General features: G+C 67.2%; 27 protein-coding genes and 1 pseudogene. 14 read left to right on the top strand and 14 right to left on the bottom strand.

The features are described 5' to 3' along the window. Positions 1-3: 3 nt before the first annotated feature. Together ACMZ91_RS04495 and ung are read left to right on the top strand one after the other, a co-directional pair. Positions 4-846 (top strand): response regulator, encoded by an 843-nt coding sequence (locus ACMZ91_RS04495; RefSeq protein ID WP_005411271.1) that lies wholly within the window; start codon positions 4-6, stop codon positions 844-846. Positions 847-855: 9 nt separating this feature from the next. Further along, on the top strand, positions 856-1,569 hold the full coding sequence (gene ung / locus ACMZ91_RS04500) for a uracil-DNA glycosylase (RefSeq protein ID WP_414577518.1): 714 nt from the start codon (positions 856-858) through the stop codon (positions 1,567-1,569). Positions 1,570-1,606: 37 nt separating this feature from the next. Here the strand turns inward: ung and ACMZ91_RS04505 are convergent, their stop codons facing one another. From ACMZ91_RS04505 to ACMZ91_RS04515, 3 genes are all read right to left on the bottom strand, one after another. Continuing rightward, positions 1,607-3,142: a serine hydrolase domain-containing protein gene (locus ACMZ91_RS04505; RefSeq protein ID WP_414577520.1), complete on the bottom strand. Its 1,536-nt coding sequence runs from the start codon at positions 3,140-3,142 to the stop codon at positions 1,607-1,609. Between the two features lie 128 nt (positions 3,143-3,270). Beyond that, positions 3,271-4,800, bottom strand: a complete 1,530-nt coding sequence (locus tag ACMZ91_RS04510; protein ID WP_414577522.1) for a M56 family metallopeptidase — start codon at positions 4,798-4,800, stop codon at positions 3,271-3,273. Continuing rightward, on the bottom strand, positions 4,797-5,189 hold the full coding sequence (locus ACMZ91_RS04515) for a BlaI/MecI/CopY family transcriptional regulator (protein WP_032129544.1): 393 nt from the start codon (positions 5,187-5,189) through the stop codon (positions 4,797-4,799). Before ACMZ91_RS04515 ends, ACMZ91_RS04510 begins: the two co-directional genes overlap by 4 nt. A 357-nt stretch (positions 5,190-5,546) precedes the next feature. Between ACMZ91_RS04515 and rpoH the strand changes: the two genes are divergently transcribed. The 3 genes from rpoH to ACMZ91_RS04530 all read left to right on the top strand — a co-directional run bounded on the left by rpoH (position 5,547) and on the right by ACMZ91_RS04530 (position 7,298). After that, positions 5,547-6,422 carry an RNA polymerase sigma factor RpoH gene (gene rpoH / locus ACMZ91_RS04520; protein WP_180838257.1) on the top strand — a complete coding sequence of 292 codons (876 nt, stop codon included), beginning with the start codon at positions 5,547-5,549 and terminating at the stop codon, positions 6,420-6,422. Between the two features lie 176 nt (positions 6,423-6,598). After that, entirely contained in the window at positions 6,599-6,982 is a 384-nt protein-coding gene (locus ACMZ91_RS04525) for a type II toxin-antitoxin system RelE/ParE family toxin (protein WP_414577525.1), read from the top strand. After that, positions 6,966-7,298 (top strand): helix-turn-helix domain-containing protein, encoded by a 333-nt coding sequence (locus ACMZ91_RS04530; RefSeq protein ID WP_019338970.1) that lies wholly within the window; start codon positions 6,966-6,968, stop codon positions 7,296-7,298. Before ACMZ91_RS04525 ends, ACMZ91_RS04530 begins: the two co-directional genes overlap by 17 nt. A 123-nt stretch (positions 7,299-7,421) precedes the next feature. Here ACMZ91_RS04530 and purD read toward each other — a convergent pair whose 3' ends face one another. The 3 genes from purD to purH are packed head-to-tail and all read right to left on the bottom strand — an operon-like array spanning position 7,422 to position 11,242. Continuing rightward, positions 7,422-8,705, bottom strand: coding sequence for a phosphoribosylamine--glycine ligase (purD, locus tag ACMZ91_RS04535; RefSeq protein WP_414577528.1), 1,284 nt, complete (start codon positions 8,703-8,705; stop codon positions 7,422-7,424). A 58-nt stretch (positions 8,706-8,763) separates the two neighbouring features. After that, positions 8,764-9,642: a hypothetical protein gene (locus tag ACMZ91_RS04540; protein ID WP_414577530.1), complete on the bottom strand. Its 879-nt coding sequence runs from the start codon at positions 9,640-9,642 to the stop codon at positions 8,764-8,766. Between the two features lie 16 nt (positions 9,643-9,658). After that, positions 9,659-11,242, bottom strand: a complete 1,584-nt coding sequence (purH, locus tag ACMZ91_RS04545; protein ID WP_049423484.1) for a bifunctional phosphoribosylaminoimidazolecarboxamide formyltransferase/IMP cyclohydrolase — start codon at positions 11,240-11,242, stop codon at positions 9,659-9,661. Positions 11,243-11,451: 209 nt separating this feature from the next. On the opposite strand from purH, the gene ACMZ91_RS04550 reads away from it, so the two are divergent. The 6 genes and pseudogenes from ACMZ91_RS04550 to ACMZ91_RS04575 all read left to right on the top strand — a co-directional run bounded on the left by ACMZ91_RS04550 (position 11,452) and on the right by ACMZ91_RS04575 (position 17,252). After that, entirely contained in the window at positions 11,452-12,069 is a 618-nt protein-coding gene (locus tag ACMZ91_RS04550; protein ID WP_071229372.1) for a CDP-alcohol phosphatidyltransferase family protein, read from the top strand. A gap of 34 nt (positions 12,070-12,103) precedes the next feature. After that, positions 12,104-13,855 (top strand): bifunctional alpha/beta hydrolase/class I SAM-dependent methyltransferase, encoded by a 1,752-nt coding sequence (locus tag ACMZ91_RS04555; RefSeq protein WP_277778238.1) that lies wholly within the window; start codon positions 12,104-12,106, stop codon positions 13,853-13,855. A 23-nt stretch (positions 13,856-13,878) separates the two neighbouring features. Continuing rightward, a pseudogene (locus ACMZ91_RS04560) lies at positions 13,879-15,183 on the top strand (phosphatase PAP2/dual specificity phosphatase family protein). Further along, on the top strand, positions 15,180-15,617 hold the full coding sequence (locus ACMZ91_RS04565; RefSeq protein ID WP_277778239.1) for a hypothetical protein: 438 nt from the start codon (positions 15,180-15,182) through the stop codon (positions 15,615-15,617). Before ACMZ91_RS04560 ends, ACMZ91_RS04565 begins: the two are co-directional and overlap by 4 nt. Positions 15,618-15,630: 13 nt before the next feature. Next, positions 15,631-16,260, top strand: coding sequence for a lysophospholipid acyltransferase family protein (locus ACMZ91_RS04570; RefSeq protein WP_005411260.1), 630 nt, complete (start codon positions 15,631-15,633; stop codon positions 16,258-16,260). Continuing rightward, positions 16,257-17,252 carry a phosphatidate cytidylyltransferase gene (locus ACMZ91_RS04575; protein ID WP_414577533.1) on the top strand — a complete coding sequence of 332 codons (996 nt, stop codon included), beginning with the start codon at positions 16,257-16,259 and terminating at the stop codon, positions 17,250-17,252. Before ACMZ91_RS04570 ends, ACMZ91_RS04575 begins: the two co-directional genes overlap by 4 nt. A gap of 185 nt (positions 17,253-17,437) precedes the next feature. On the opposite strand, the gene fis is transcribed toward ACMZ91_RS04575, so the two are convergent. The 3 genes from fis to prmA form a co-directional block, all read right to left on the bottom strand. Beyond that, a complete protein-coding gene (gene fis, locus ACMZ91_RS04580) occupies positions 17,438-17,713 on the bottom strand; it encodes a DNA-binding transcriptional regulator Fis (RefSeq protein ID WP_005419706.1) in 276 nt (91 codons plus the stop codon). Between the two features lie 114 nt (positions 17,714-17,827). After that, positions 17,828-18,598 carry a DUF3426 domain-containing protein gene (locus tag ACMZ91_RS04585; RefSeq protein WP_182266793.1) on the bottom strand — a complete coding sequence of 257 codons (771 nt, stop codon included), beginning with the start codon at positions 18,596-18,598 and terminating at the stop codon, positions 17,828-17,830. A gap of 42 nt (positions 18,599-18,640) precedes the next feature. Next, on the bottom strand, positions 18,641-19,561 hold the full coding sequence (gene prmA / locus ACMZ91_RS04590) for a 50S ribosomal protein L11 methyltransferase (protein ID WP_049463300.1): 921 nt from the start codon (positions 19,559-19,561) through the stop codon (positions 18,641-18,643). A 164-nt stretch (positions 19,562-19,725) separates the two neighbouring features. On the opposite strand from prmA, the gene ACMZ91_RS04595 reads away from it, so the two are divergent. Next, the gene (locus tag ACMZ91_RS04595; protein ID WP_032129558.1) at positions 19,726-20,691 is read left to right on the top strand and encodes a hypothetical protein; all 966 of its coding nucleotides are present in this window, start codon (positions 19,726-19,728) and stop codon (positions 20,689-20,691) included. Beyond that, entirely contained in the window at positions 20,688-21,062 is a 375-nt protein-coding gene (locus ACMZ91_RS04600) for a hypothetical protein (protein ID WP_010481078.1), read from the top strand. The genes ACMZ91_RS04595 and ACMZ91_RS04600 overlap by 4 nt, the downstream gene beginning before the upstream one ends. A gap of 129 nt (positions 21,063-21,191) precedes the next feature. On the opposite strand, the gene accC is transcribed toward ACMZ91_RS04600, so the two are convergent. The 5 genes from accC to ACMZ91_RS04625 all read right to left on the bottom strand — a co-directional run bounded on the left by accC (position 21,192) and on the right by ACMZ91_RS04625 (position 25,053). Further along, complete coding sequence (gene accC, locus ACMZ91_RS04605) at positions 21,192-22,559, bottom strand: acetyl-CoA carboxylase biotin carboxylase subunit (RefSeq protein WP_032129559.1); 1,368 nt, start codon at positions 22,557-22,559, stop codon at positions 21,192-21,194. Positions 22,560-22,569: 10 nt separating this feature from the next. Further along, positions 22,570-23,049, bottom strand: coding sequence for an acetyl-CoA carboxylase biotin carboxyl carrier protein (accB, locus tag ACMZ91_RS04610; protein ID WP_032129560.1), 480 nt, complete (start codon positions 23,047-23,049; stop codon positions 22,570-22,572). A gap of 53 nt (positions 23,050-23,102) precedes the next feature. Then, positions 23,103-23,528 (bottom strand): lysozyme inhibitor LprI family protein, encoded by a 426-nt coding sequence (locus ACMZ91_RS04615; protein WP_097048608.1) that lies wholly within the window; start codon positions 23,526-23,528, stop codon positions 23,103-23,105. After that, a complete protein-coding gene (aroQ, locus tag ACMZ91_RS04620) occupies positions 23,525-23,974 on the bottom strand; it encodes a type II 3-dehydroquinate dehydratase (protein WP_049423471.1) in 450 nt (149 codons plus the stop codon). The genes ACMZ91_RS04615 and aroQ overlap by 4 nt, the downstream gene beginning before the upstream one ends. A gap of 350 nt (positions 23,975-24,324) precedes the next feature. Then, the gene (locus ACMZ91_RS04625; RefSeq protein WP_049401742.1) at positions 24,325-25,053 is read right to left on the bottom strand and encodes a DOPA 4,5-dioxygenase family protein; all 729 of its coding nucleotides are present in this window, start codon (positions 25,051-25,053) and stop codon (positions 24,325-24,327) included. A 165-nt stretch (positions 25,054-25,218) separates the two neighbouring features. Between ACMZ91_RS04625 and ACMZ91_RS04630 the strand changes: the two genes are divergently transcribed. After that, positions 25,219-26,046, top strand: a complete 828-nt coding sequence (locus ACMZ91_RS04630) for an isocitrate lyase/PEP mutase family protein (RefSeq protein WP_253145254.1) — start codon at positions 25,219-25,221, stop codon at positions 26,044-26,046. Positions 26,047-26,050 lie beyond the last annotated feature (4 nt).

Consider the following 26,050-nt stretch of genomic DNA (forward strand, 5'->3'; position numbering starts at 1 on the left):
GGCATGCAACCGCAAGCGCTGAAGCACCTTGAAGGGCCCGCGACGCGGGTGATGGTGGTCGATGGCTCGAAGCTGGTCCGCAAGCTGATCGCCGACGTCCTGCAGCGCGACCTGCCGGGCGTGGAGGTGATCGGCTGCGACAGCATCGAGGATGCGCAGCAGGCGCTGGCGCAGGGCCCGGTGGACCTGGTGACCACCTCGCTGACCCTGCGTGATGGCGACGGCCTGGCGCTGGCGCGGATGGTCCGCGAAGCGGCCGGCCAGGCCTATGTGCCTGTGATCGTGGTGTCCGGCGATGCCCAGCAGCACCTGGAGCAGCGTCGCTTCACCGAGTACGTCACCGACTATTTCGACAAGGCGCTGGGCCACGAGGCGCTGGCGACCTTCATCCGCGGCTATGTGCAGCCGCAGACCATTCCCGGCGCGACCATCCTCTACATCGAGGACAGCCGCGTGGTGGCCGAGGCCACCAAGCGCATGCTCGAACGCCAGCAGTTGAACGTGCTGCACGTGGTCAGCGCCGAAGAGGCGTTCACCCTGCTCACCGCCGAGTCGCTGGGCCGCAGCCGCCACCGCATCGACCTGGTGCTGACCGACGTCACCCTGAAGGGCGAACTGAGCGGCCGCGACGTGGTGCAGCGCGTGCGCGTGGACTTCGGCTACGGCAAGCGCCGCCTGCCGGTGCTGGTGATGACCGGCGACGGCAACCCGCACAACCAGACCGGGCTGCTGCAGTCCGGCGCCAACGACCTGGTGCTCAAGCCGATCGAAGAACGGCTGCTGGTCACCAAGGTGCTGTTCCAGCTGCGCCTGGCCCGGTTGAACGATGGACCCCTGATTCGATGAAGTGGTGCAATGATTGATGAAGTAGCGGACACCCCGGCGATCCAGCTGGAACCGAGCTGGAAGCAGCATGTCGGCGATTACCTCCTGCAGCCGCAGATGCGCGAGCTGTCCGGCTTCCTGCGCCAGCGCAAGGCCAGTGGCGCGGCGGTATTCCCGCCCGGCCCGCAGATCTTCGCCGCGTTCGACGCCACGCCATTTGAGCAGGTGAAGGTGGTGATCCTCGGCCAGGACCCGTACCACGGCCGTGGCCAGGCGCATGGCCTGAGTTTCTCGGTGCCGCCGGGCGTGCCGGTGCCGCCGTCGCTGCTGAACATCTACAAGGAGATCGAGAGCGATCTCGGTATCCCGCGCCCGGACCACGGCTGCCTGATCCCATGGGCGCAGCGCGGCGTGCTGCTGCTCAATGCCGTGCTGACGGTGGAGGAGGGCAAGGCCGGCGCACACCAGGGCCGCGGCTGGGAAGGCTTCACCGATCACGTGGTGGACGTGCTCAACCGCGAACGCGAAGGCTTGGTGTTCATGCTCTGGGGTGCCTACGCGCAGCAGAAGGGCAAGGTCATTGATACCCGCCGCCACCGTGTGCTGAAGTCGCCGCACCCGTCGCCGCTGTCGGCCCACCGCGGCTTCCTGGGCTGCCAGCATTTCTCGATGGCCAACGAGTACCTGCAGCGCCGCGGCCAGGCCCCGATCGACTGGTCGCTGCCGCCGCGTTCGGCGCTCTGAGCGGGCCGGGCAGTAGCCCGGCGCCGCCAGCGATGGATCAATGGCCCGCTGCTGGCGCGATATCCGCGCGCCGATAGTAGGCACGCGCGCCTTCGGCAATCACGCTGAGGGCTTGGACCGTGCCGTCGCCACCACGGTGGAACAGCAGCTCCGCACCTACGCTGCCGGCGAGGAAGCGGACAGGGGTCAGTGCCTGGAGCATGACGGCCTTGCCCCGTCCTGGAAGGCGCAGTTCCAGTCCCGCTTGGCCTGCCTGTACGTCCAACGTCGTGGCTTCGAACCAGTCAGCGAGACCGCCGCGGACGTCCATCGGCAGCGCGCCATCGAGTACGAAGTGGCCGCTGAAACCTGGGTAGCTGTCGCGCAGAAGCGCCGGGTCAAGCGTGCGGATGACTGGTTTGGCATTGTGGCCGAGTGCGTCGGAAAGGGCATTGCGGATTTCCCCGCGCAGTGCGGGGCCGTTGTCGCCATTGGTCAGGATGACGAATCCATCGCCGCTCTCCGGGTAGCCTTCGATGCCGGCGTGATAGCTGTCATTGCTGCCATTGTGGAAGAAGCGGCGACTGGCGCCGTTGCCGGCCAGCTCCGGTCCCAGGCCACGACCGGCCGGCGCCACTTCGCTGACCATCTGCAGGGCCAATGACTGCGGCAGCCATCCATCCTTGGTGCGGATGCTGCGCAGCAGGGCCGCGACGAACAGGCCCATGTCGTTGGCGCTGGTCCACAGCCCGGACGCCGCCTGTTCCGGAAAGCTCTGCCAGCCGCGTGGCAGGGCCTCCGGCAGGCCTTTGTTGTCGTGCGCATGGGCAACGTTGCCGTAGCCGGCAGGCAAGGGGCTCTGGTACGTGCTGCGGGACATGCCCAGTGGCGCGAACACCTCGCGACGTGCGACGTCGGCGAATGCTCTGCCCGTCAGGTCTTCGATCGCCAGCTGCACCACCGTGTAGCCGCCACCGGAATAGTCGACCTGCTGGCCGGGCGCGTGGATCAGGCGTATCGGTTCATTCTTTGCAGGCGCCAGTCCATCCAGTGTCTGCAGCAAGGTCGGCAAGCGTTCGGCGGGCTGGTAGTCCTGGAAGCCATGCACATTGAAGCCGGCGGTGTGCGACAGCAGCATGCGCAGGTTGATCGGCGGGTGCAGTCCCTGCGCATCGGCAGGCACATGCCAGCGGCGCAGGCGTGGATCGATGTTCTCCTCCAGCGAGACCTTGCCGGCAGCAACCAGCTTCAGGGTGGTCGCCGCAGCGCCCATCTTGCTGACCGAGCCCACCGAGAACACGGTATCGGCATCCACCGCGTCGCGCGTGCCTGCCTGGCGCAGGCCGTACCCGGCGGCGTACACCACCTTGCCATCGCGGATCACCGCAACGGCGGCACCCGGCACCTTGTAATGGGCAAGGCGTTCCTCGATCGACCATCGCGGCAGCGCCGCGCCCAGCGGGGCCGTGCCGGGGCGCAGGCCATGGGCCATTGCCTGGGCAAAGCGCGCAGCGTCTTCAGCGACGGCGTCGGTGGCCATCACGCGGAACGGGCTCAGGCAGGCCAGCAGCGAACACAGCAACAGGCGGTTCATCATCGACATCCTTGCAGGAGTGGAAGAGGGTTGGGATCGGCGCAGGGGTTGCCACGCACGCCTGCCGCGTCCGGTCGTTGCGGGTGGAACGGGGTCAGCGCCGCAGTGCAGGAGGCGATGCGGCGGCGTCAGCGTCGTTCGCGGCGGGCGCCCTGCGCCAGCAGGTAGTCGCGCACGGCCGCGTTGCCGGCCTGGTTCAGCGGTGTCCGCCAGCGCCCCAGCCAGCCGTCGGCTTCCACGCCCAGGTTGATGTCGGCGCCGTGCGCGAGCAGGTACTGCACGGTGACCAGGTGGCCTTCGCGCGAGGCATTGATCAGCGGTGTCTCGTCATAGGTCACGACCCGGTTGACGTCGGCGCCGGCCTGCACCAGCTGCTCGATGATGGGTTGCAGGCCCAGCGCGGAGGCGACGATCAACGGATTGCCCTCGCCCAGTGCGGCGCGATCGGGGTCGGCCCCCAGCTGCAGCAGGGCGTTGACCATCGCCGGGTCGCGTGCGCGGACGGCCTGGATCAGCGCCGTGCCATCGCCGAGCACGCGTGCATCGAGATCGACGCCCGCCGCCGCCAACGCGCGGACCTGCACGAGGTCATGCGTGCCGGCGGCCTGGAGCAGGGTGTTGACGCGCGTATCGGAGGCGCTGGCAGCCGGCGATGGGGCGAGCCGTGGTGAGACAGCCACCGCGGTGCCGGCGCAGGCCAGCAGAAGCAGCAGGCCCAGCACCAGCAGGCTGTGGCGCCGGGGGGCGTGGGGCGTGGCGTCCACCAGCTGATCGATGCGCTGCGCCAGCTGGCTGCGTGCACTGAACATGCCCAGCGCCAGCGTGGGTGCCTCCTCGCGCAGGGCCTGCAGCTGTTCGACGCTGGCCAGCAGCGAACCTGCATAGTCCAGCGGTTCGCGTGCCTGCATCGCAGCGCGTGCATCACAGGCCATCTCGCGCAGTACCGCCAGGCGTGCCTGGGCAACGTGCAGCAGCGGGTTCCACCAGAACAGTGCTGTTCCCGCCCGCAGCAGCGTGCTTGTCCACAGGTCACGGCGCTGCAGGTGTGCAATCTCGTGGCGGACGATGTCGCGCAGCACGCTGTTGTCCAGGCGGGCCAGCAGCGGGCGCGGCAGCAGGATCGTCGGGCGCCATAGGCCGACGACCATCGGCCCGTCGACGGCGCAGGTGGCGATCATCACGTGGGCGGGCACGATGTCGGCCAGGACCGCGCGCAGTCCGGCGGATGCCGGTTGCGCCATCCGCCGCAGCCGGCGTGCGTGCAGCATCGCATCCAGCAGGCGCATGCCCAGCCACAGGGTGCCCAGCAGCCACAGCAATGCGAGCAGTGTCGGCAGGGTCTTCGGCAGTTCAACGTAGTAGATGTCGGGCTGCCGTCCAGCTTCGAAGATGGCTTCTTCCGCCGTTGCCCCTTCGCCGGGCATGGGGTGGAACGCAGCCGCGGGCGGTGCCGGTGCGGGCAGGGTGGTCGACCAGCCCGGCAGGAAGGCGCTGAGCGGCAGCAGCAGGGCAACGGCCATCGCGGCGGCCAGCAGCCAGGAGCGTTGTTCGGCACTGAGGGCCCGCCGCCGTGCCAGCCACAGCGCGGGCAGCAGCACGATTGCGGACAACAGCAACTGTCGTGCGCCCAATGCCATCGCCAGGTCGATGAGGTTCATTCCTTCCTCCCGGCCCTGGCATCGCTGATGCGCTGCTGCAGTGCCTGCAGTTCGTTGCGGTCGATTTCGCGTTCGTCCACCAGGTGCTGTGCCAACACGTTCGGTGAGCCGTCGAAGAACTGATGCAGCAGATGGTCGAGCGCTTGCCGGCGGGCCTGCTCGCGGCTGAGCGTGGCGTGATAGATGTAGGCGCGACCTTCCTGGCGATGACTGACAAAGCCCTTCTTCGCCAGCACGTTGAACATGGTCAGCACCGTGGTGTACGCGACCGGCTTGTGTTCGCCGAGCACATCCGCCACATCGCGGACGGACGCTTCGCCCTTGTCCCAGAGGATGTCGAGGATGGCCTGCTCGGCGGGGGTGGGATTCTGCGAGACAGGGCGGGCCATGCGCTTCTACGTATGAATTAGTTGATGCATCGGAGCATGTCGCCGGATGGCTGTCAACGGGTTTCTTAGTAGTAAAGGTGCGGCCCTCAGCCTTCGGGCCTGAACACCCGGCAACGTCTTCTGGCCTGAATGGGCCTCAAGAACGGCCCGTTCAGCTCCGCTTGACCGGAATCGGCCGGTTTCCAGCAGGTAATTGATTGAATTCCAAGGGATTGTGAATCCCGAAAAGCATGCTCGCCACTGTCATCAAATCGCGCTACGGTAGGGCTCTGTTTGGGACCAGTGTTGCATCAATAGGATGCTGGAACTTTTTCCTCCTTTAGCAGTCCAAATCCCGGACTGCTAAGATGGGTGCCTATGAGCCAGAACACCTCTACTGCCCTTGTGGCAAACAATCTCCCGATTCCCAGTGCGCTCGGTTCGCTGGACGCCTACATCGGTGCCGTGCACCAGATCCCGGTGCTGTCGGTCGATGACGAACAGGACCTGGCCCGTCGCTTCCGCGACGGCAACGATCTGGACGCCGCCCGCGAGCTGGTGCATTCGCACCTGCGCTTCGTGGTGCACGTGGCCCGCGGCTACAACGGCTACGGCCTTGCGCTGGGCGACCTGATCCAGGAAGGCAACATCGGCCTGATGAAGGCGGTCAAGCGCTTCGACCCGGACATGGGCGTGCGCCTGGTCTCCTTTGCCGTGCACTGGATCCGTGCCGAGATGCACGAGTTCATCCTGAAGAACTGGCGCATCGTGAAGGTCGCCACCACCAAGGCGCAGCGTAAGCTGTTCTTCAACCTGCGCAAGTCGAAGACGCGCCTGGGCTGGATGAACGCGGCTGAGGTCAGCGCGGTGGCGAAGGACCTGAACGTGTCCGAGCGCGAGGTCATGGAAATGGAGTCGCGCCTGTCCGGTCGCGATATCGGTTTCGATGCGCCGGCCGACGAAGACAACGAACACGCGCCGCCGTCGCCGGCTGCGTACCTGGTTGCCAACGACGAAGACCCGTCGATGGCCTACGAACGTGCAGACAGCGAAGACAACCAGATGCAGCTGCTGCGCGAAGGCCTCGCCGAGCTGGACGCCCGCTCGCGCGACATCATCCGCCGCCGCTGGCTGGATGCCGACAGCAAGGTGACGCTGCAGGAGCTGGCCGACGAGTACGGCGTGTCCGCCGAGCGCATCCGCCAGGTTGAAGCGAACGCGCTGAAGAAGATGAAGGCGCTGTTCACCGCGTAAGCGGAAAGGCGTCGCAATTGTGAAAGGCTCGGCAGCAGTGCCGGGCCTTTTTCGTTTGTGGGGCTTAGCTACGCATGACGTGGCTCTATTCTGACGCCAGGACGGTGGTTGCGCCGACCTGATCATGTGCTGGATGCTGATGTTCACGCTGTACCACGCAGTGGCACGGTATGATCATGCCACGCGTCTTCCTCACACGAAGTTTCAATCGCAGCATGCGCAGGACCACCCTGTCCGACGCTGCGCCGTACCGGTCGGTACGTGAAATGGAAGCGGGTCTGGTGGATGCTGATCTTGGCGGCGGAATCTTCAAGAAGCGCGTTGCCTTGCCGGGGCGAGGAAAGCGTGGGAGCGTTCGAATCATCGTCGCTACACAGCGAGGCGGGCATTGGTTCTTACTTTTCGGCTACGAGAAGAATGAGCGTGCTGCGATCACGAATGCGGAACGCGATGCGCTGCAGTTGTACGCATCGGAGTTCCTGAAAATGAGTGCGGCGCAGTTGAATCGTGCCGTGGAGTACGGGGATCTACAGGAGATCAGCCATGACGAAGACCCCTGAGCGACGGCGCGCGAAAAGTGCGCTTCTTGAAGCAGTGCATGATGCCGCTGTGAGTCTGCACGCGCATGGTTTCATCGATAAACGTCGATTGAGCAGCTACGAAGCGCTTTGCCTTGAGCCGGTGCCTGAGTACAGCAGTGCCCAGATACGTGCCCTGCGTACGTCATTGCAGCTCAGTCAGCCGGTCTTTGCGGGAGTTCTCAATACCAGCGTTTCCACCGTACGCAGCTGGGAGCAGGGCGAAAAGAAGCCCAGCGGACCGTCACTGAAGTTGCTTAACCTGATTGATCGGAAGGGACTCGAAGCAGTCCTGTAAAGCAAAGGCCCGGTTCTGCCGGGCCTTTGCTTTTCCGAGGTGTTCAATCCACGCGTGGCGTGGATCTACCCCGGCGGTGTGGCGCCTGTAGAGCCACGCCATGCGTGGCTGCGGCGCCGGACCTCACCCCTCGCGTGCGATCGCCCGCCAGCCGATGTCGTTGCGGTGGAACTCATTGGCCCAGGTCACCTTGGCCACGCCTGCATACGCATTCGCCTGCGCGTCGCGCACGCTGTCGCCCAGTGCGGCCACGCACAGAACGCGGCCGCCGGCGCTGACGACCTGGTCCTGCGCATCCAATGCCGTACCGGCATGGAACACCTTGGCACTGGCCGGCACATCATCCAGGCCGGAAATCACGTCACCGGTGATCGGTGCTTCCGGGTAGGGCTTCGCGGCCAGCACCACGCCCAGCGACGGGCGCGGATCCCAGTGTGCTTCCACCTGATCCAGGCGGCCGTCGATGGCGGCTTCCACCAGCTCCACCAGATCCGACTGCAGGCGCAGCATCACCGGCTGGGTTTCCGGATCGCCGAAGCGCACGTTGAATTCGATCACCTTCGGCGCGCCGCTGGCATCGATCATCAGGCCGGCATAGAGGAAGCCGGTGAACGGGATGCCGTCGGCGATCATGCCCTGCACGGTCGGGTTCACTACCTCGCGCATCACGCGGGCGTGCACCTCCGGGGTGACCACCGGGGCCGGCGAATAGGCGCCCATGCCGCCGGTATTCGGGCCGGTATCGCCGTCGCCGACGCGCTTGTGGTCCTGCGAGGTGGCCATCGGCAGCGCATGCACGCCGTCCACCATCGAAATGAAGCTGGCTTCCTCGCCGTCGAGGAATTCCTCGATCACCACGCGGGCACCGGCATCGCCGAACGCGTTGCCCGAGAGCATGTCACGCACCGCGTCCTCGGCTTCGGCCAGGGTCATCGCCACGATCACGCCCTTGCCGGCGGCCAGGCCATCGGCCTTGACCACGATCGGTGCGCCCTTGTCGCGGATGTAGGCCAGCGCGGCGTCCACCTCGGTGTGCACGGCGTAGAACGCGGTGGGGATGTTGTGGCGGGCCAGGAAGTCCTTGGCGTAGGCCTTGCTGCCTTCCAGCTGCGCGGCAGCAGCGGTCGGCCCGAAGATACGCAGGCCGGCGGCGCGGAAGCGGTCGACCACGCCGGCCACCAGCGGTACTTCCGGGCCGACCACGGTCAGCGCCACGCCTTCGGCCTGTGCCAGCGCCAGCAGGCCGTCGATATCGGTGACCTTGACCGCCACGTTGCGGCACTTGTCTTCGCTGGCAGTGCCGGCGTTGCCGGGCGCCACGATCACTTCGGTGACACGGGAGGACTGGGCCAGCTTCCATGCCAGGGCGTGTTCGCGGCCGCCAGAGCCGATGACAAGTACGTTCATCACGAGATTCCAGATTGCGTGGGAAGGGAAGATCGATGTCCCCGGCGGCGCGCGTGGTTCACTCGCAGCCTTCGCGTCGCAGCGATTCGGGGAAGGAATAGGCCCAGGTCTTCGGGTCCAGGGTGAAGCGGTGTTCCTGCCGGACCTGCTTGCCACCGCAGGTGGTGCCGGTTTCGTCGATCAGCAATGGCCAGACCCGCGCGCTGCGGTCGCTGTCGTCGAAACGCAGGGCGAAATCGATGCTGAAACGGCGGGTGCGGCAGTCGTTGGCGGTGTCCGGGTCGGTACTGGCGTCGACCGTGTCGCACTCGTACTGGGCGTCATTGTCGATATGGCTGCGCAGGCTGCCACTGGCCACCAGGCCGTTCGGGCCCGGCAGGATCAGCGACTGCGAGAGCAGCGAGAAGCCCTGCCCGAACCAGCCGTCCTCGACGCGGAAACCATAGAAGTCACTGCCGGCGCGGATGATGCTGGCGGTGCCGGGCTGGCCGCCGCTACCGAAGCGCTCGCCGGTCAGTTCGCTGGTCACCTCGAAGCCATCGCCCTTGGGGCGCAGCACAAAGAACTCGATGGTTCCCGGGTCGATGTGCGCGCCATCGACCAGCGCACCGCACACGGCCAACAACTGCTGCCAGCTGTCCCCGCTCACCACCGGTTGTTCCGCGCAGACCTGCCAGTCCACCGCATGGGTATCGCCATCGTCGGTCCAGCTGCCGCGCCATTCAGCGGAGAGCGTGGCGTTGCTGCCGTAGCGCTGGACCAGGAACGCCTGCAGTCGAGCGGTGCGGCTGACATGCTGCGCCGGTGAGGCGGGGGCCATCGCAGGCGCATCTGCCTTCGGGCTCGCGCTGGGCTCGACAGCAGGCTTGCAGCCGGCCAGCATGGCCGCGCCCGCGAGGGCGAGGGCGGCCAGCGATTTCATTGAAACTGTGGACATCCGTGTCGCTCCAGGATCAGTGGCGGAAGTGGCGCACGCCGGTGAACACCATGGCCAGGCCATGTTCGTCGGCGGCGGCGATCACTTCGGCATCGCGCATCGAACCGCCCGGCTGGATGACCGCCTTGATGCCGGCGGCGGCAGCGGCGTCGATGCCGTCGCGGAACGGGAAGAACGCATCGGAGGCCATCACCGAGCCCTCGACCACCAGGTTCGCATCGGCGGCCTTGATGCCGGCGATGCGGGCCGAGTACACGCGGCTCATCTGGCCGGCACCGACACCAATGGTGCGGTTGTCCTTGGCATAGACGATCGCGTTGGATTTCACGAACTTGGCCACCTTCCAGGCGAACAGCAGGTCGGTGAACTGCTTGTCGGTCGGCGCCAGCTTGCTGACCACCTTCAGTTCGTCGCGGGTCATGCCGCGGTTGTCCGAGGACTGCAGCAGCAGGCCCGAGCCGACGCGCTTGCTGTCGAAGTTGTTCAGGCCATCGCCGTGCGGGATGCGCAGCACGCGCACGTTGGCCTTCTTCTGCGCGTATTCCAGCGCGGCCGGCTCGTAGTCCGGGGCAATCAGCACTTCCACGAACTGGCGGTCCAGGATCACCTTGGCAGTGGCGGCGTCCAGCGGCTTGTTGAAGGCGATGATGCCGCCGAAGGCGCTGGTCGGGTCGGTGGCGTAGGCCAGCTCGTAGGCGTCGCCGTTGCCGGCACCGACGGCCACGCCGCACGGGTTGGCGTGCTTGACGATGACGCAGGCCGGTGCATCGAACTGGCGCACGCATTCCCACGCCGCGTCGGCATCGGCCAGGTTGTTGTAGCTCAGTTCCTTGCCCTGCAGCTGCTGGAAGGTGGCCAGCGTGCCCGGCACCGGATACAGGTCGCGGTAGAACGCGCCGCTCTGGTGCGGGTTCTCGCCGTAGCGCAGGTCCATCACCTTCACGAAGGTGGAGTTCATCTGTGCCGGGTACTCGGTACGCGCCGGCACCGCAGCGTCGGTGGCGGTGACCGCCGACAGGTAGTTGCTGATCGCGGCGTCGTACTGGGCGACGCGGTTGAACGCGGCCACCGAGAACGCGAAGCGGGTGGCAGCCGACAGCTGGCCGTTGTTGGCCTCCAGCGAGGCCAGCAGCTCGGCGTACTGCGACGGATCGGTGGACACCGCCACGCGGGCGAAGTTCTTGGCCGCCGAGCGCAGCATGGCCGGGCCGCCGATGTCGATGTTCTCGACCGCGTCGGCCAGGGTGCAATCGGCCTTGGCGGTGACCGACTCGAACGGGTACAGGTTCAGCACCAGCAGGTCGATGGCACCGATGCCGTGCTCGGCCATGACCGCATCATCCAGGCCGGAACGGCCCAGCAGGCCGCCATGCACCATCGGGTGCAGGGTCTTGACCCGGCCGTCCATCATTTCCGGGAAGCCGGTGACGTCGGCCACGTCCTTCACGGCCAGGCCGGCATCGCGGATCGCCTTGGCGGTGCCGCCGGTGGACAGCAGCTCCACGCCGCGTGCCGCCAGCGCAGTGGCCAACTCGACCAGACCGGTCTTGTCGGAAACGGAGAGGAGGGCCCGGCGGACGGGCAACAGATCAGCAGTCATGGGACAGAATCGGCAGCGAAGCGGGGCCGATATTGTAGGCGGTGGGGGCCGGTGGCGGGCGCCGCCGGGCGAAATCGGCTGCCGGCGCGGGCCTGCGGCCCCCTTCGGCACAGCCCGGTTGGTTGCAGACTGCAAGCAATCCGATGGGGCGGCATCGCCCCGATCGGGTAGGCTGTGCCCGGACTGCCAAGGATCAGCAGGTACAGATCGTGTCGATCTATGCATTGAAAGGACGTTTCCAGGACCTGTTGCGTCCGGCCGTACGCGGCCTGTACCGCATGGGGATCACCGCCAATACGGTGACCGTGGCCGCCGCCGTGGTCTCGCTGCTGGTGGCTGCCGCCGTGTGGTGCTGCGCGCCGGCCCAGCCCCTGCTGTACCTGCTGCTGCCGCTGTGGATGCTGCTGCGCATGGCACTCAACGCGGTGGACGGCATGCTGGCCCGCGAGTTCGGCCAGCAGTCGAGGCTGGGCGCCTATCTGAACGAGCTGTGCGATGTGATCGCCGACGCGGCGCTGTACCTGAGCCTGCTCAGCGTGCCGGGCGTGCGCCCGGAAGCGCTGTGGCTGCTGGCCTGGACGGCGGCCCTGAGCGAGTACACCGGGGTGCTGGGGCTGATGGTCGGTGCCAGCCGCCGCTATGACGGCCCGATGGGCAAGAGCGACCGCGCGTTCGTCATCGGCGTGCTGGGCCTGCTGCTGGCGTTCGGCTGGGGGGCTGCGATGACTGTCACTGGCGTGGCCGCGGCCATGGCGGTGCTGTGCGTGCTGACGATGATCAATCGCGTCCGTCGCGGACTGCGGGAAGCGGCGGTTTCGCCGAATTAATCAAGCAGATACAAAAAGACAATCAGGAGATTGCATGCGTCAGGCGCAGGAACGGGAATTCCACAGCTTCGACCAGGTACCGCTGTTCTACCGGTACTGGGCGAGCACCACCGCGACCCCAGCCACCAAGGCTGTCGTGCTGCTGCATCGCGGCCATGAACATTCTGGCCGGGTCACCCACCTGGTCGATGAGCTGGACCTGCCCGACACCGCCTTCTTCGCCTGGGATGCACGCGGTAATGGCTGTTCGCCCGGCGCACGTGGCGATGCCCCGGGCTTCCCGGCGCTGGTGCGTGATCTGGACAGCTTCATCGCCCACATCGGCGCCGAGCATGGCATCGCGGTGGAAGACATCGTGGTGATCGCACAGAGCGTGGGGGCGGTGGTCGCCGCCACCTGGGTGCACGACTACGCGCCGCGCCTGCGCGCGCTGGTGATGGCTTCGCCGGCGTTCAAGGTGAAGCTGTACGTGCCGTTCGCACGCCCGGGCCTGGCCTTGATGCAGAAGCTGCGCGGCAATTTCTTCGTCAACAGCTACGTCAAGCCGCAGTGGCTGACCCACGATCCGGCGCGGGTGGAAAGCTACCGCACCGATCCGCTGATCACCCGGCCGATCTCGGTGCGCGTGCTGCTGGGCCTGTACGAAGCGGCCGACCGCATCGTCGCCGATGCGCAGGCGATCAGCGTGCCGGTGCAGCTGCTGGTGTCCGGCTCGGATTTCGTGGTGCACCGTGGCCCGCAGGACCGCTTCTACGAGCGCCTGTCCAGCCCGATCAAGGAGCGCGTGCATCTGCCGGGCTTCTTCCACGACACGCTGGGCGAGCGCGATCGGGCGCCGGCGCTGGCGCGTATCCGCAGTTTCATCCAGGCACGTTTCGCCGAGCCGCTGCGCGAACTGTCGCGGCGCGATGCGCACCGCCATGGGCCGACTTTCGAAGAATCGGAGATCCTGGCCTGGCCACCGGAACGCAACAGCCTGGCCGACCTGCGCTGGCGCGTGGTACGTGGCGGCCTGCGCTTCGGCGGAACGTTGTCCGAAGGCATCGCGCTGGGTCTGCAGACCGGATTCGATTCGGGCAGCACGCTCGACTACATCTATCGCGATGAGGCGCGCGGCAAGGGCCCGTTGGGGCGCATGGTCGATCGCAACTATCTGGATGCGATCGGCTGGCGCGGCATCCGCATTCGCGGCCAGCACCTGCAGGAACTGCTGCGCGACGCTGCCCAGCGCCTGCGCGGGCAGGGCACGCCGGTGCGCGTGCTGGACGTGGCCGCCGGCCATGGCCGCTACGTGCTGGAAGCGCTGGGCCAGGGCGAACAGCGCGCCGAGCGCATCGTGCTGCGCGACTTCAGTGATCTGAACGTCACCCAGGGTCAGGCCTTGATCGAGCGCCTGGGGGCGGCCGACATCGCGCGCTTCGAGCAGGGTGATGCGTTCGACCCGGCACAGCTGGCCAAGGTCGATCCAGCACCGACGCTGGCGGTGGTATCGGGCCTGTACGAACTGTTCCCCGACAACGATGCGGTGCTGCGCTCGCTGCAGGGCATTGCTGCGACGGTGCCGGCGGGCGGCTACCTGGCCTATACCGGCCAGCCGTGGCACCCGCAGCTGGAGTTCATCGCACGCGCACTGACCAGCCACCGTGGCGGCGCCGCGTGGGTGATGCGCCGCCGTACCCAGCAGGAAATGGACGAGCTGGTGCGCCTGGCCGGGTTCGAGAAGGTGGCGCAGCGTATCGACGACTTCGGCATCTTCACGGTGTCGCTGGCGCGCCGGACCGCGTGATGGCGACGCTCGCCGCATCCCCGCTGGCCGCAGAGGGGCGCCCCTGGCGGCGCGCCCTGTTGTGGCTGGCCCTGCTGGGCCCATTTTTTTTCGCCAGCTATGGCTTCGCCAACTGGATGGCTGGCCGCCATGCCGAACTGCCGGTGATGGCGTTCGGATGGGAAACGCAGATTCCGTTCGTACCGTGGACGATCGTGCCGTACTGGTCGATCGATCTGTTCTAAGCGGTTTCCTTCTTCCTGTGCCGGCAACGGTTGGAGCTGGACCGGCATGCGTTGCGGTTGTTCAGTGCACAGTTGATCGCGGTGACCTGCTTCCTGCTGTGGCCACTGCGCTTCAGTTTCGAGCGGCCGGAGATCGGCGGTGTGTTCGGTTGGTTGTTCGATGTGCTGCTGGGCTTCGACAAACCGTTCAACCAGGCGCCATCACTGCACATCGTGTTGCTGATCGTGCTGTGGGTGAAATTCGCGCAGTACCTGCATGGGGTGTGGCGTTGGGTACTGCATGTGTGGGCGCTGCTGATCGGCGTCTCGGTGCTGACCACCTTCCAGCATCATTTCATCGATATCCCGACCGGCCTGCTGGCCGGTTGGCTGTGCGTGTGGCTGTGGCCGGAGCAGGGCACGCCACCCTTGCGTGCCTGGCGCACCGCGCGTGACGCCAGACGTTGGCGCCTGGCAGCGCTGTACCTGCTGGGGGCCGCTGCATTGCTGGTGCCGGTGGTGCTTCTGCGTGGCGCGGCGTTGTGGCTGCTGTGGCCGGTGGTATCGCTGCTGCTGGTGGCGTTGGCGTATGCGGGGCTCGGTACGGCGGTGTTCCAGAAGCGTGCCGATGGTCGCCTGACCATGGCGGCACGCTGGTTGCTGGCGCCGTACCTGGGTGCGGCCTGGATCAATTCGCGGCTGTGGACGCGGCGTGCGCCGCAGCCGGTGCCGGTGATGGACGGTGTATGGCTGGGGCGTGTTCCCTGCGCTGCATTGCCGGCACCCTTGGTCGGCGTGGTCGATGCCTGTGCCGAACTGTCCTGTCGTGCACCGGGCGCGGCGTATGCCAGCGTGCCGATGCTGGACCTGGTGGTGCCCACGCCGCACCAGTTGCGCGAGGCGGCCGAGGTCATCGAGCGGCTGCGTGCGCATGGACCGTTGCTGGTGTGTTGCGCGCTGGGCTATTCGCGCAGTGCTGCCAGTGTGGCGGCCTGGCTGCTGCGCAGTGGTCGTGCCACCGATACCGATGCCGCGGTGGCGATCGTGCGCACGGCACGTCCGGGCGTCGTGCTGGGCGCGGCGCATCTGCATGCCATCACTGCTGCAGCGGGAGCACGCACGTGAGTACCGTTCCCGATCTGGTGACCATGCAGCTGCTGCTGCGGCAGGGCCGTTGGCCGGCCGGCCTGTCGCTGGGCCTGCTGCTGGTGGCGCTGCTGCTGCTCGGCACCGAACCTGGCCTGGCGATGATTGCCGCCGGCCTGTTGCTGCTCAGTGTTGCCGCGGGCCTCGCGCAGGCTTACCAGGCATGGCGGGTTGGTCTGGACGCGAGTCTGCTGCAGCTGCTGCGTAATGAAGGCCTGGACGGCGAAGCCGCCGCGCGCCGTATCGATCAGGTGCTGCATGACAGCGGCTTGCGCCGCGTATCGTCCGATGCGCCGCTGCGCGGCTGGGACCTGCGCTGGGCAGGCATGCGTCGCCTGCTGCTGCGGCAGTACCTGCTGACAGGCGTGCAGGGTGCGCTGCTGGTGCTGGCCGTGTTGTGGCCGCAGACGTGAACCGGAGGGACCGATGTTCGCTGAATTGATTGCGCGCGCCTGCAGTGGCGCGATCCATGTAGTTACCGGCGCCCGCGCGCTGTGGATCGGTTGCGCGCCGTCCAGCGAGCGCCGTGTGTACTACGGCAACCACGCCAGCCATGGCGACTTCGTGCTGATCTGGTCGTCGATGCCGCCAGCGTTGCGGCGCCAGGTGCGGCCAGTTGCCGCGGCCGAATACTGGCAGCGCGACGGCCTGCGTCGCTACCTGATCGATGCGGTGTTCAACGGCGTGCTGGTCGAGCGCGAGGCCGGCCATCGCCAGCAGGATCCGCTGCAGGCCCTGCGTGACGCGGTGGACGAAGACTGCTCGCTGATCCTGTTTCCGGAAGGTACCCGCAACGTGGGCGATGAGCCGCTGCTGCCGTTCAAGAGCGGCATCTATCACCTGGCACGGCAACGGCCGGAGCTGGAATTCGTGCCGGTGTGGATCGACAACCTGAAGCGGGTGATGCCCAAGGGCCGGTTCCTGCCGCTGCCGCTGCTGTGCACGGCCACCTTCGGTACGCCGCTGCGGCTGCAGGCCGACGAGGACAAGGCGGCCTTCCTGGCCCGCAGCCGGCAGGCGCTGCTGGACCTGGCGCCGAACGGGGGGCGCGCATGAGTTTCCTGATCGATGTGTCCGGCGACCTGGCAACGCAGAGCGTGGGCCAGCAGACCGGCCTGCTGTTCGCTGGCGTCGGTGCGGTGCTGGTACTGGCCACGCTGGTGGCCGAAACGCTGCGATGGCGCCAGCGCGGCAGGCCCAGCGCGGTCATCGCCAACCTGGTGTCGCGCATCCGCGCGTGGTGGGTAATGGCGATCGTGGTCGGGCTGGCGCTGTTCTTCGGCCGCGCCGGGGTGATCGTGCTGTTCGCGATCATCTCGCTGTTCGCCCTGCGCGAGTTCATCACCCTGGCGCCGACCCGCTCAGGCGATTACTACGCGCTGCTGGCCGCGTTCTACATCGTGCTGCCGTGGCAGTACTACCTGGTGTGGATCGACTGGTACGGCATGTACACGCTGCTGATTCCGGTCTATGCGTTCCTGTTCCTGCCGATCCTGTCGACCATCGGCGGCGATACCACGCACTACCTGGAGCGCACGGCGAAGGTGCAGTGGGGGCTGATGATCTGCGTGTTCTGCATCTCGCACGTGCCGCTGCTGCTGAACCTGCACGTGCCGGGCCATGACCCCTCGCGCAACGTGCTGCTGTTTGCTTTCCTGGTGATCGTGGTGCAGTCCTCGGACGTGCTGCAGTACATCTGGGGCAAGCTGCTGGGCAGGCATCTGATTGCGCCGAAGCTGTCGCCGTCGAAGACGGTGGAGGGCTTCGTGGGCGGTGTGCTGAGTGCCAGTGCGCTGGGTGCGGCGCTGTGGTGGATCACCCCATTCACGCCGCTGCAGGCGTTCGGCCTGTCGCTGCTGATCAACCTGATGGGGTTCTGGGGCGGCCTGGTGATGTCGGCGATCAAGCGCGATCGTGGCATCAAGGACTGGGGCCACATGATCGAGGGCCATGGCGGCATGCTCGACCGGCTGGACTCGGTGTGCTTCGCCGCGCCGGTGTTCTTCCACGTGGTGCGGTATTACTGGAAGGCGGGCGGCGGCGGTTGATTCTGCCGGCTTCCATCCACGCATGGCGTGGATCTACTGGCGGGCGGGGGCGGTTTACTCTGCCGGGCCTTCATCCACGCATGGCGTTGATCTACCGGTAGTGCCGGCCGCTGGTCGGCAACTGCAACATCCTGCCATCGTTCATGGGGTTGCCGGCCAGCGGCCGGCACTACCCTGGTGCGCGCTTACGCGCTGATGCCGTATTCCTTCAGCTTCTTGCGCAGGGTGGCACGGTGGATGCCCAGCATCGCGGCGGCGCGGCTCTGGTTGCCTTCGCAGTGGTTGAGCACTTCCACGAACAGCGGAATCTCCATCTCGCGCAGCACGATCTCGTAGACATCGTCCGCATCGCAGCCATCAAGGTCACGCAGGTAGCGGCGCACGGACTGGGCGACGTGTTCACGCAGCGGTGGCCGGGGAGCGCCACGACTGTTGTCAGGACGAGAAAGGACAGCGTTCAAGGGGGTTCCCGATTCGGTTGGCCCGTGCGCGCGGAGCGCGCGGCCGGACGAGGTGGTGGCGGCCAGTCTAGCGCGAGCGTGCCCGGCCTGCCACGGCTGGTCGCCTCTCCCCGGTCAGAGGAAGTCGAAGGTGAATGCGACGGTGGACGCAGCGGGCTCCTGCAACCGGAAGGCGACGCGCGCGCTCTGGCCCGGTTCCAGCAGGGCTGCACCGGGGTTCTCGCCCAGGTACTGCGCGGGCGTGAACACGCCGCTGCCGATCACCCGGCCATCGGCATCGGACAATGACAACCGCAGGTCCGGCCACGCCTGTGCCCAGCGCGCATCGTTGCGGATGCTGGCCTGCACCTGCAGCACGCCGGCCTGGCCCGGCAGGGGGCGGATCTCGCGGCTGGTCATGGTGAACGCAGTGGGCTCGTGCCAGGCAGGCAGGCTGCAGCGCAGCACGCCGCACAGCGTGCCCAGCCATGCGCGGTTGCCGGCGTCGGCGGCCAGCCGCGCGCGGTCGGCCAGCACGCTCTGCAGTACCAGCAGCAATGCCAGCCCGGCGACCAGCAGCCAGTGCCAGCGGGGTGTTGGCAGCGTGCGCGTGCGCGCGCTGCCGAGGAAGCTGGGGGCATCACTGGCGACCGCCGTTGCCTGCACCGCGACCGGCGCCGGCTCGATGGCCGCTGCTTCATCAACGATGACAACGTCATCGTCGTGTCGCATCTCTGTCGCCGGTGGGCGTGCCAGGTCGATGGGCTCGGCCTGCATCTGCTCCACAGGCGCTGCGTGCCGGGCTTCGTCCTGCATGCGCGCATCGGTCGCAGGCGCAGGTTCACCCTCCGGCGTCGTGCGCAGGAAGGTGGCCAGGGGACGGCGCGGTGGGTTCGGCTCGGACATGCTCAGGGCGCGGGCTCGGATCCAGCGGTCATTCAACCACGATCAGGCGCGGCGCACGCCGGTGATGCGCATCCAGTCGCCATCCTGGGTGGCCTGCAGATCGTCGAACCATGCTGCATAGCGCTGCAGCAGTTCGCCTTCCTGGCCATGCAGGATGCCGGACAGGGCGATGCGGCCACCGGCAGCAACGCGCGCAGCCAGCAGTTCGGCCAGCGCATCCAGCGCCGAGGCGAGGATGTTGGCGACCACGATCGGATAGGTCGCGACCGGTTCGTCCTGCGGCAGGTACACATGCATGCGGGCCTGCTCGCCGTTGCGCTCGGCATTGTCGGCGGTGGCGACCAGGGCCTGCGGATCGTTGTCCACGCCGATGGCTTCGGCGGCGCCCAGCTTCAGCGCGGCCAGTGCGAGGATGCCCGAGCCGCAACCGAAGTCGAGCACGCGCTGGCCCTGCAGCAGGCCATCGACCGCCAACTGGTCCAGCCAGCGCAGGCACAGTGCGGTGGTCGGGTGGGTGCCCGAACCGAACGCCAGGCCCGGGTCCAACCGCACCACGGCGGCATCGGCGGCCTGTGCGGCATCGGGCAGTTCATGGTTCCACGGCACGATCCAGGTACGGCTGCCGAAGTCCATCGGCTGGAACTGGTCGAGCCAGGCACGTTCCCAGTCTTCATCCTCGACCGCGCGGAAGCTGCCGCTGCTCCAGTCCAGCTCCGGATCGAAGGATTCCAGTGCGGCCAGCAGCAACAGCGCGTTGCTGTCGGCGGGGAACAGCGCGCTCAGCACCAGCGTGTCCCACAGCGGGGTCTCGCCCACGCCCGGTTCGAGAATGGCCTGTTCGTTGCTGGTATCGGCCTCGGCATCGAGCAGGGTCACGGCCAGTGCACCAACGTCCTCCAGCGCATTTTCATAGCGGGGCTGGGTGGCTTCGGTGCAGCGCAGGGTCAGTTCCAGGAACGGCATGGTGGTTGGGGGCAATCGCAGGAAAGGGGGCCATGCTAGACCATCGGGGCGTCTCCGTATTGCCTGAGATGCCGCTCCGAGATGAACGAAGCCCGTTCAGACAGGCCCGTCGGGCCTTGCTAAACTTCGTGCTTTCCTATGCGCCGCATCGCCTACCGCCGCCGATGGCCTTCGCTCCGACCCTGAAAACCTGGTTGCTCGTACTGCCGGCTGTGGCCGTGCTGGGCGTGGCCGGTTATCGGGCCAGCGGCCATGCTGCGACGTCTTCGGTAGCGTCGGCGGATCTGGCAGGTGCGGTCGCGGCCGCTGACAGTGCGGCGCCGCTGCCGGTGATGCCGGAGGCGCTCGCGCGCCGCCTGGCACCCTTCGAGCGTGGCAACGCATTGCCGTCCGGGCTGCCCCTGGATCTCCGCGCCGATATCGAAGACGCCACCGACCTGTATGCCTATGCTCAGCGGTTGCGTGCCCAGGCGGACGAAGGCAACCACGAGGCGCGCTGGATGCTCAGCCGTGTCTATGACTATTGCGCGCAGTACGCGGTCGATCCGGGTGGCTACCGCTTGGACAACAACGTGCTGGCCGGGCTGGGCCTGACCGCCGCACCGGCGATGGTGCAGGCGCGCGAACGCGTCGCGCAGCGTTGCGGTGGTTTCGTGCCGGGCGACAAGCTGGGCACGGCCTTGGTGCTGTCCGAACGTCGCAAGGCGGCCGCACAAGGCAATCTGGCTGCTGAGGCTGCGTTGTTCGCCGAGGGCGAACCGCTGCAGGACAGCCCCGAGTACCGCCGTGACCTGGTTGAACGGGTGCGCACCTCGCGCGACCCGGAGGCCTTCATGGCGATCGCACCGGGCATGGGCGTGCGCGCCTCGGGTGACCGCGCGCTCAACGGCCTGGTGGCGGGCGAGCAGCTCAGTGAACTCGCATGGCGGCTTGCGGCCTGCGAACTCGGTCTACCGTGTGGGGCAGACAGTGTGCTGGTCAACAGTTTTTGTGCGAACGGAGGGATCTGTTCGCAGGATGGTACGCAGGATTTCCGGGATTTCGTGTATGACGCTGCGGTATCGCGGCAGGGCGCTGGGAAGATGAAGGAATGGATCAAGCGATTGGTTGGAAAGAGGAACGAGCAATGAACTACCGCCGATTCCTGCACGGGGCCAAGTTCTGGTTCTGGGTGGCCCTGTTCGTGGCCTACTCGGCCGGCGCGGTTGGCCTGTTGATGATCGATACCTATGAAGATCGCTACCGGCATCTGTCGAAGGTGGAACTGACCACGGTGAAGGCGCAGGAAGACGTGCGCCGTGCCGGTGCCAGCCAGGTGGCCGCGGTCTATCGCGCGCAGAGCGGTATGCCGTTCGCGTCGCTGCCGGCGGGCAGCACCTTCCAGGTGGTGTGGCCGGATGGTTCGACCGAGACCATGGTGATCGTCGACCCGACGTCGCCCAATGGCGTGCGTCCGCTGGCGAACTCGCAGATTCCGGCCGAAGCTGCCGACAAGCGCTGATGCGCCTGCTGTAGCGCCGAGCCCACGCTCGGCTGAGCTTTCCGGCAAGCCGAGCATGGGCTCGGCGCTGCAGCAACAGAAAAGGGCGGGGATATCCCCGCCCTTTTCGTGTCCAGCACGTGGCGCCGATCAGGTCAGCGCGATCGGCTTGTTCTTGCGTTCGGCCAGGCGCTTTTCCAGGTAGTGGATGTTCTGGCCACCGGCCTGGAAGCCCTTGTCGCGCATGATCCGCTGCTGCAGGGCGACGTTGGTCTTGATGCCATCGACCACCATTTCGCTCAGTGCCACGCGCATGCGGGCAATGGCGGTTTCGCGGTCCGGGCCGTGCACGATCAGCTTGCCGATCATCGAGTCGTAGTTCGACGGCACGCGGTAGCCACTGTAGATGTGGGTGTCCACGCGCACGCCGGGGCCGCCCGGCGGATGGAAGCCGGTGATGGTGCCCGGGCTCGGCACGAAGGTTTCAGCATCTTCGGCGTTGATGCGGCACTCGATGGCATGGCCGGTCAGCACCACGTCGCTCTGCTTGATCGACAGCTTCTGGCCGGCGGCGATCTTCAGCTGCTCAGCCACCAGGTCGATGCCGGTGACCATTTCGGTAACCGGATGTTCCACCTGGATGCGGGTGTTCATTTCGATGAAGTAGAAGCGGCCGTCCTCGTACAGGAACTCGAACGTGCCGGCACCACGGTAGCCGATGCGTACGCAGGCTTCGGTGCAGACCTTGCCGATCTGCTCGCGCTGCTCGGCAGTGATGCCCGGTGCCGGCGCTTCTTCCACCACCTTCTGGTGGCGGCGCTGCATCGAGCAGTCACGCTCGCCCAGGTGGATGGCGTTGCCCTGGCCGTCGGCCAGTACCTGGATTTCCACGTGGCGCGGGTTCTCCAGGAACTTCTCCATGTAGACCTCGCCATTGCCGAACGCGGCCTTGGCCTCGCTCTTGGTGGTTTCGATCGAGGTCTTCAGCGAGGCTTCGGCGTGCACCACGCGCATGCCGCGGCCACCGCCACCACCGGCCGCCTTGATGATGACCGGGTAGCCGATCTCACGGGCGATCTTGGTGTTGGCGACGATGTCTTCGCCCAGCGGGCCGCCCGAGCCGGGCACGCACGGCACGCCGGCGGACTTCATCGCGCGGATGGCTTCGACCTTGTCACCCATCATGCGGATGGTGTCGGCCTTGGGGCCGATGAAGATGAAACCGGACTCTTCCACGCGCTCGGCGAAGTCGGCGTTCTCCGACAGGAAGCCGTAGCCCGGGTGGATGGCCTGGGCGTCGGTGACTTCCGCCGCGGCGATCAGTGCCGGGATGTTGAGGTAGCTCTGCGGCGACGGCGCCGGACCGATGCAGACCGACTCGTCGGCCATGGCCACGTGCTTGAGGTTGCGGTCGACCGTGGAATGTACGGCCACCGTGCGGATGCCGAGGGTGTGGCACGCGCGCAGGATGCGCAGCGCGATTTCCCCTCGGTTGGCGATGACGACTTTGTCGAGCATGGCGTGCCCCTCAGCCGATCACGAACAGCGGCTGGTCGAATTCGACCGGCTGGCCGTTCTCGCCGAGGATGGCGACGATGGTGCCGGACTTGTCGGCTTCGATCGGGTTGAACATCTTCATCGCTTCGATGATGGCCAGGGTCTCGCCTTCCTTGACCTGCTGGCCAACGCTGACGAACGCAGGCTTGTCCGGGGCGGACGACGCGTAGAAGGTGCCGACCATCGGCGAGCGCAGCACGTGGCCTTCCGGCAGCGCCGGGCCCGGCTTGGCGGTGCCACCGGTGGAGGCTTCGGTCGGCGACTGCATCGGCATCGCCTGCGGCGCCGGAGCGGCCGGAGCGGCGTACACCGGGGCGGCGACCGGGGCGGCATAGCCGGCCACCGGGGCGCGCGACAGGCGCACCGACTCTTCGCCTTCCTTGATTTCGATTTCAGCCAGGTTCGACTCTTCCAGCAGGTCGATCAGCTTCTTGATTTTGCGGAGATCCATGGTGGCCTCTTTGCTCTTGATGTCAGTGTGGTGGGAAGCGCATCGCGCTCGGGTCAAAGCAGTTCGTAGAACTCGCGCAGCTGCCGCGTACGGTCGCGCGTCTGGGTGATCAGGCACTGCATCTTCGCAGGGTTGCGCGAGGTGCCGTCTGCATTGAAGGCGTAGACTGCCTCGCAGTCTGCATCGCGCAGGGTTATCCAGATGCGCTGGGCCTTCACCAGCTGCTGTTCGGCCGCTGCGCAGCGGCTGCAGCTGCCATCGGCGGCCTGCGCCTTCAGTTCGCCGCGCGCCTGGACGTAAACGGCGTTCAATGCGCTGTCGGCGTCATCCAGGCGATCGGAATCGCACATGTCGCGCTCGTAGCCGCCGGTCGCCTGCGCGCAATCAATGCCGGCGGCCGCGCGCTCGGCGGCGACGCTGGCGCCGCACACGCCGGCCCACAGCACGATGCAGGCAAGCACTCTTGGGAGCATCTTCACGCGCGGGCCGCCTGCACGCGCAGCAGCGCCGCGTCCATCGCGTAGCGGTAGCTGTCGGCGCCGAAACCGCAGACCACGCCCACGGCCTTGTCACTGAAGTAGCTGTGCTGGCGGAACGGTTCGCGGGTATGCGGGTTGGACAGGTGGATCTCGATGAACGGCACCGCCACCGCCGCCAGCGCATCGCGCAGGGCGACCGAGGTGTGGGTGAAGGCAGCGGGGTTGATCAGGATGAAAGCGGTTCCGTCGTCGCGTGCGGCCTGCACGCGGTCCACCAGCACGTGCTCGGCATTGGACTGCAGGCTCTCCACCGCGTGCCCGGCAGCCGAGGCCTGGGCGGCCAGCGCCTGGTCGATGTCGGCCAGCGTGGTGTGGCCGTAGACCTCCGGCTCGCGGGTGCCGAGCAGGTTGAGGTTGGGGCCGTGCAGGACCAGCAGCTTCGCCATGGGATCCGGAAGACGGGAAAGGGCGGCAGTCTGGCGGAACCGGCGGATGCTGTCCAGTTCGGCGAAGTTTGCAGCGTTTCAATCGATTGTTTGAAATTCCCCGGAGGGCTTGCGGCCGTATGGCGGGCGCTGGATCAAGGCGCGCTGAACGCCGTGCAGCTGGGGGATGCGTGCACGTAGGCCGACGATGGCGGCAGGCCGGGCGATGACCGATGCCGCAACGGGCTGTGATGCGGTAGATCCACGCCATGCGTGGATGAAGGAAGTTCGGTGCGCAGCAGGCTACGCACCCACCGAGGGGCAGCCCAGGGTGCGCTGCACGCCACCCACCGCCCCCGCCACGCACCCGCTCACGTCTCCAGCGGCACCGTCGGCACCACGTTCGGGAACACCTCCTCCAAGGGCTCCCGTTCCCCCGGCTTCGGTGCCGGCCAGTTGTAGGCGTTCACCGGCTGCGCGCGGTTCACCCACAACGCGTAATACAGATGGTCGGCGCGGCCATCACCGGTATTGGGGTGGATCAGGATGGTCAGGCCCAGGCTGTTGAGCTGCAGCCATGGCACCAGCACCGGCAGCAGGTCGTTGGTGAAGCCGAAATAGAACGACGGGGTGACGTGCGGTCCGCGTGGTTCCAGGTTCCAGTTGCCCAGCTCCACCGGGAAGCGCTCGGCCGCCCAGCGCCGCAGCAGCGCAGCTTTCTCGAAGCTGTCCTCGTCGAAGTAGATATGCGCGTGATAGCTCTTGATGTCGGTGTAGGCACGTGGGGTCGCGGGCAGGGTGGCCTCCCCGGGACGCACGCTGGCTGGACGCGGGGTCGGTTCGCTGGCGGTGACCTGGCCCCAGGGGCTGCTGCCCTTCACCGGCGGCGGGACGATGGCACGGAAGCCGGGGCGCCCGGGTTCGGTGGTGTTCACCGTGCTTTCGCCGCGCGGGGCTGCGGCGGCGGTCGACGCACTGGCCAGGCCGCCGGCGGCCAGACCGGCCGATGCGATCAGGCGGCGGCGTGTGGGCGAAAGCAGGTCGGCCCAGTGGGCGTCATCGTCGCCGGCGTCGATCAAGGTCAGCGGGTCCGGGTGCATGAAGGGCTCCGTGGCGGCATCGTGTGGGCAGGCAAGCACGCTCGGGCACCTGCATCCACAGCGTCCAATAAGCAGGTGGCATCACCTCATGCAGGTTTGCGCCGTCGTCGTTGAGCCCGGCTGCAGGGCGGGCTAGGGTGCAGGTCTGCCGCCCCGGAGCCCGCCATGACCTCGCCCGATGCCGATACCCAACGCAAGCGCGCGGCCTTCCGCCAGCTGCATGCAGCAGGGTGCTTCGTACTGCCCAATCCATGGGACGTGGGCAGTGCGCGCTACCTGCAGCGGCAGGGCTTCCAGGCACTGGCCACGACCAGTGCCGGCTGTGCCTGGAGCGAAGGGCGGCCGGACGGAGCGGTTTCGCTGCAGGCCACGCTGGACCATCTGCGCCTGATGGCGGCAGCGACGCCGCTGCCGTTGAACGCCGATTTCGGCGATGGTTTCGGTGATACGCCGCAGAAGGTGCAGGAGGCGGTGGCCGCGGCGATCGACACCGGCATCGCGGCGTTGTCGATCGAGGATGCCAGCGGCGTCGCCGATGCACCGCTGCGTCCGATCGATCAGGCGGTGGAGCGCATGCGCGCTGCCCGTGCAGCCATCGACCGCGCTGGCGGCGACGTGCTGCTGGTTGGCCGTGCCGAGAACTTCTTCGTCGGCGTGCCGGATCTGCCGGACACCCTGCAGCGCCTGCGCGCCTATGCCGAGGCCGGTGCAGACGTGCTGTATGCACCAGGCATCAGCACGCGCGAGCAGATCAGCGCGGTGGTTGCCGCCGCAGGGTCGAAGCCGGTGAACCTGCTGGTCGGTGGGCCGACACCGCTGAGCCTGCAGGACATCGCTGCACTCGGCGTCCGCCGCGTCAGCCTGGGCGGCGCATTGGCCCGTGCTGCATGGGGCGGACTGATGCAGGCGACACAGCCGATCGTGCAGGCCGGACGCTTCGACGGCCTGCAGCAGGCGGCTTCCGGGGCCGCGTTGAACGCGCTGTTCCGTTGAGCGA

Source organism: Stenotrophomonas sp. FR024 (assembly GCF_047500745.2).
GTDB lineage: Bacteria > Pseudomonadota > Gammaproteobacteria > Xanthomonadales > Xanthomonadaceae > Stenotrophomonas > Stenotrophomonas maltophilia_A.

Excerpts from the sequence above, each read along its gene's own strand:
- accC (WP_032129559.1), bottom strand. The coding sequence starts at position 22,559 with ATGCTCGACAAAGTCGTCATCGCCAACCGAGGGGAAATCGCGCTGCGC.
- ACMZ91_RS04595 (WP_032129558.1), top strand. The coding sequence starts at position 19,726 with ATGGCCTTCGCTCCGACCCTGAAAACCTGGTTGCTCGTACTGCCGGCT.
- purD (WP_414577528.1), bottom strand. The coding sequence starts at position 8,705 with ATGAACGTACTTGTCATCGGCTCTGGCGGCCGCGAACACGCCCTGGCA.
- ACMZ91_RS04575 (WP_414577533.1), top strand. The coding sequence starts at position 16,257 with ATGAGTTTCCTGATCGATGTGTCCGGCGACCTGGCAACGCAGAGCGTG.
- ACMZ91_RS04570 (WP_005411260.1), top strand. The coding sequence starts at position 15,631 with ATGTTCGCTGAATTGATTGCGCGCGCCTGCAGTGGCGCGATCCATGTA.
- ACMZ91_RS04625 (WP_049401742.1), bottom strand. The coding sequence starts at position 25,053 with ATGCACCCGGACCCGCTGACCTTGATCGACGCCGGCGACGATGACGCC.
- rpoH (WP_180838257.1), top strand. The coding sequence starts at position 5,547 with ATGAGCCAGAACACCTCTACTGCCCTTGTGGCAAACAATCTCCCGATT.
- purH (WP_049423484.1), bottom strand. The coding sequence starts at position 11,242 with ATGACTGCTGATCTGTTGCCCGTCCGCCGGGCCCTCCTCTCCGTTTCC.
- prmA (WP_049463300.1), bottom strand. The coding sequence starts at position 19,561 with ATGCCGTTCCTGGAACTGACCCTGCGCTGCACCGAAGCCACCCAGCCC.
- accB (WP_032129560.1), bottom strand. The coding sequence starts at position 23,049 with ATGGATCTCCGCAAAATCAAGAAGCTGATCGACCTGCTGGAAGAGTCG.
- ACMZ91_RS04600 (WP_010481078.1), top strand. The coding sequence starts at position 20,688 with ATGAACTACCGCCGATTCCTGCACGGGGCCAAGTTCTGGTTCTGGGTG.
- ACMZ91_RS04505 (WP_414577520.1), bottom strand. The coding sequence starts at position 3,142 with ATGAACCGCCTGTTGCTGTGTTCGCTGCTGGCCTGCCTGAGCCCGTTC.
- ACMZ91_RS04585 (WP_182266793.1), bottom strand. The coding sequence starts at position 18,598 with ATGTCCGAGCCGAACCCACCGCGCCGTCCCCTGGCCACCTTCCTGCGC.
- ACMZ91_RS04630 (WP_253145254.1), top strand. The coding sequence starts at position 25,219 with ATGACCTCGCCCGATGCCGATACCCAACGCAAGCGCGCGGCCTTCCGC.
- ACMZ91_RS04530 (WP_019338970.1), top strand. The coding sequence starts at position 6,966 with ATGACGAAGACCCCTGAGCGACGGCGCGCGAAAAGTGCGCTTCTTGAA.
- ACMZ91_RS04510 (WP_414577522.1), bottom strand. The coding sequence starts at position 4,800 with ATGAACCTCATCGACCTGGCGATGGCATTGGGCGCACGACAGTTGCTG.
- ACMZ91_RS04495 (WP_005411271.1), top strand. The coding sequence starts at position 4 with ATGCAACCGCAAGCGCTGAAGCACCTTGAAGGGCCCGCGACGCGGGTG.
- aroQ (WP_049423471.1), bottom strand. The coding sequence starts at position 23,974 with ATGGCGAAGCTGCTGGTCCTGCACGGCCCCAACCTCAACCTGCTCGGC.
- ACMZ91_RS04540 (WP_414577530.1), bottom strand. The coding sequence starts at position 9,642 with ATGTCCACAGTTTCAATGAAATCGCTGGCCGCCCTCGCCCTCGCGGGC.
- ung (WP_414577518.1), top strand. The coding sequence starts at position 856 with ATGATTGATGAAGTAGCGGACACCCCGGCGATCCAGCTGGAACCGAGC.
- ACMZ91_RS04525 (WP_414577525.1), top strand. The coding sequence starts at position 6,599 with ATGCCACGCGTCTTCCTCACACGAAGTTTCAATCGCAGCATGCGCAGG.
- ACMZ91_RS04555 (WP_277778238.1), top strand. The coding sequence starts at position 12,104 with ATGCGTCAGGCGCAGGAACGGGAATTCCACAGCTTCGACCAGGTACCG.
- ACMZ91_RS04515 (WP_032129544.1), bottom strand. The coding sequence starts at position 5,189 with ATGGCCCGCCCTGTCTCGCAGAATCCCACCCCCGCCGAGCAGGCCATC.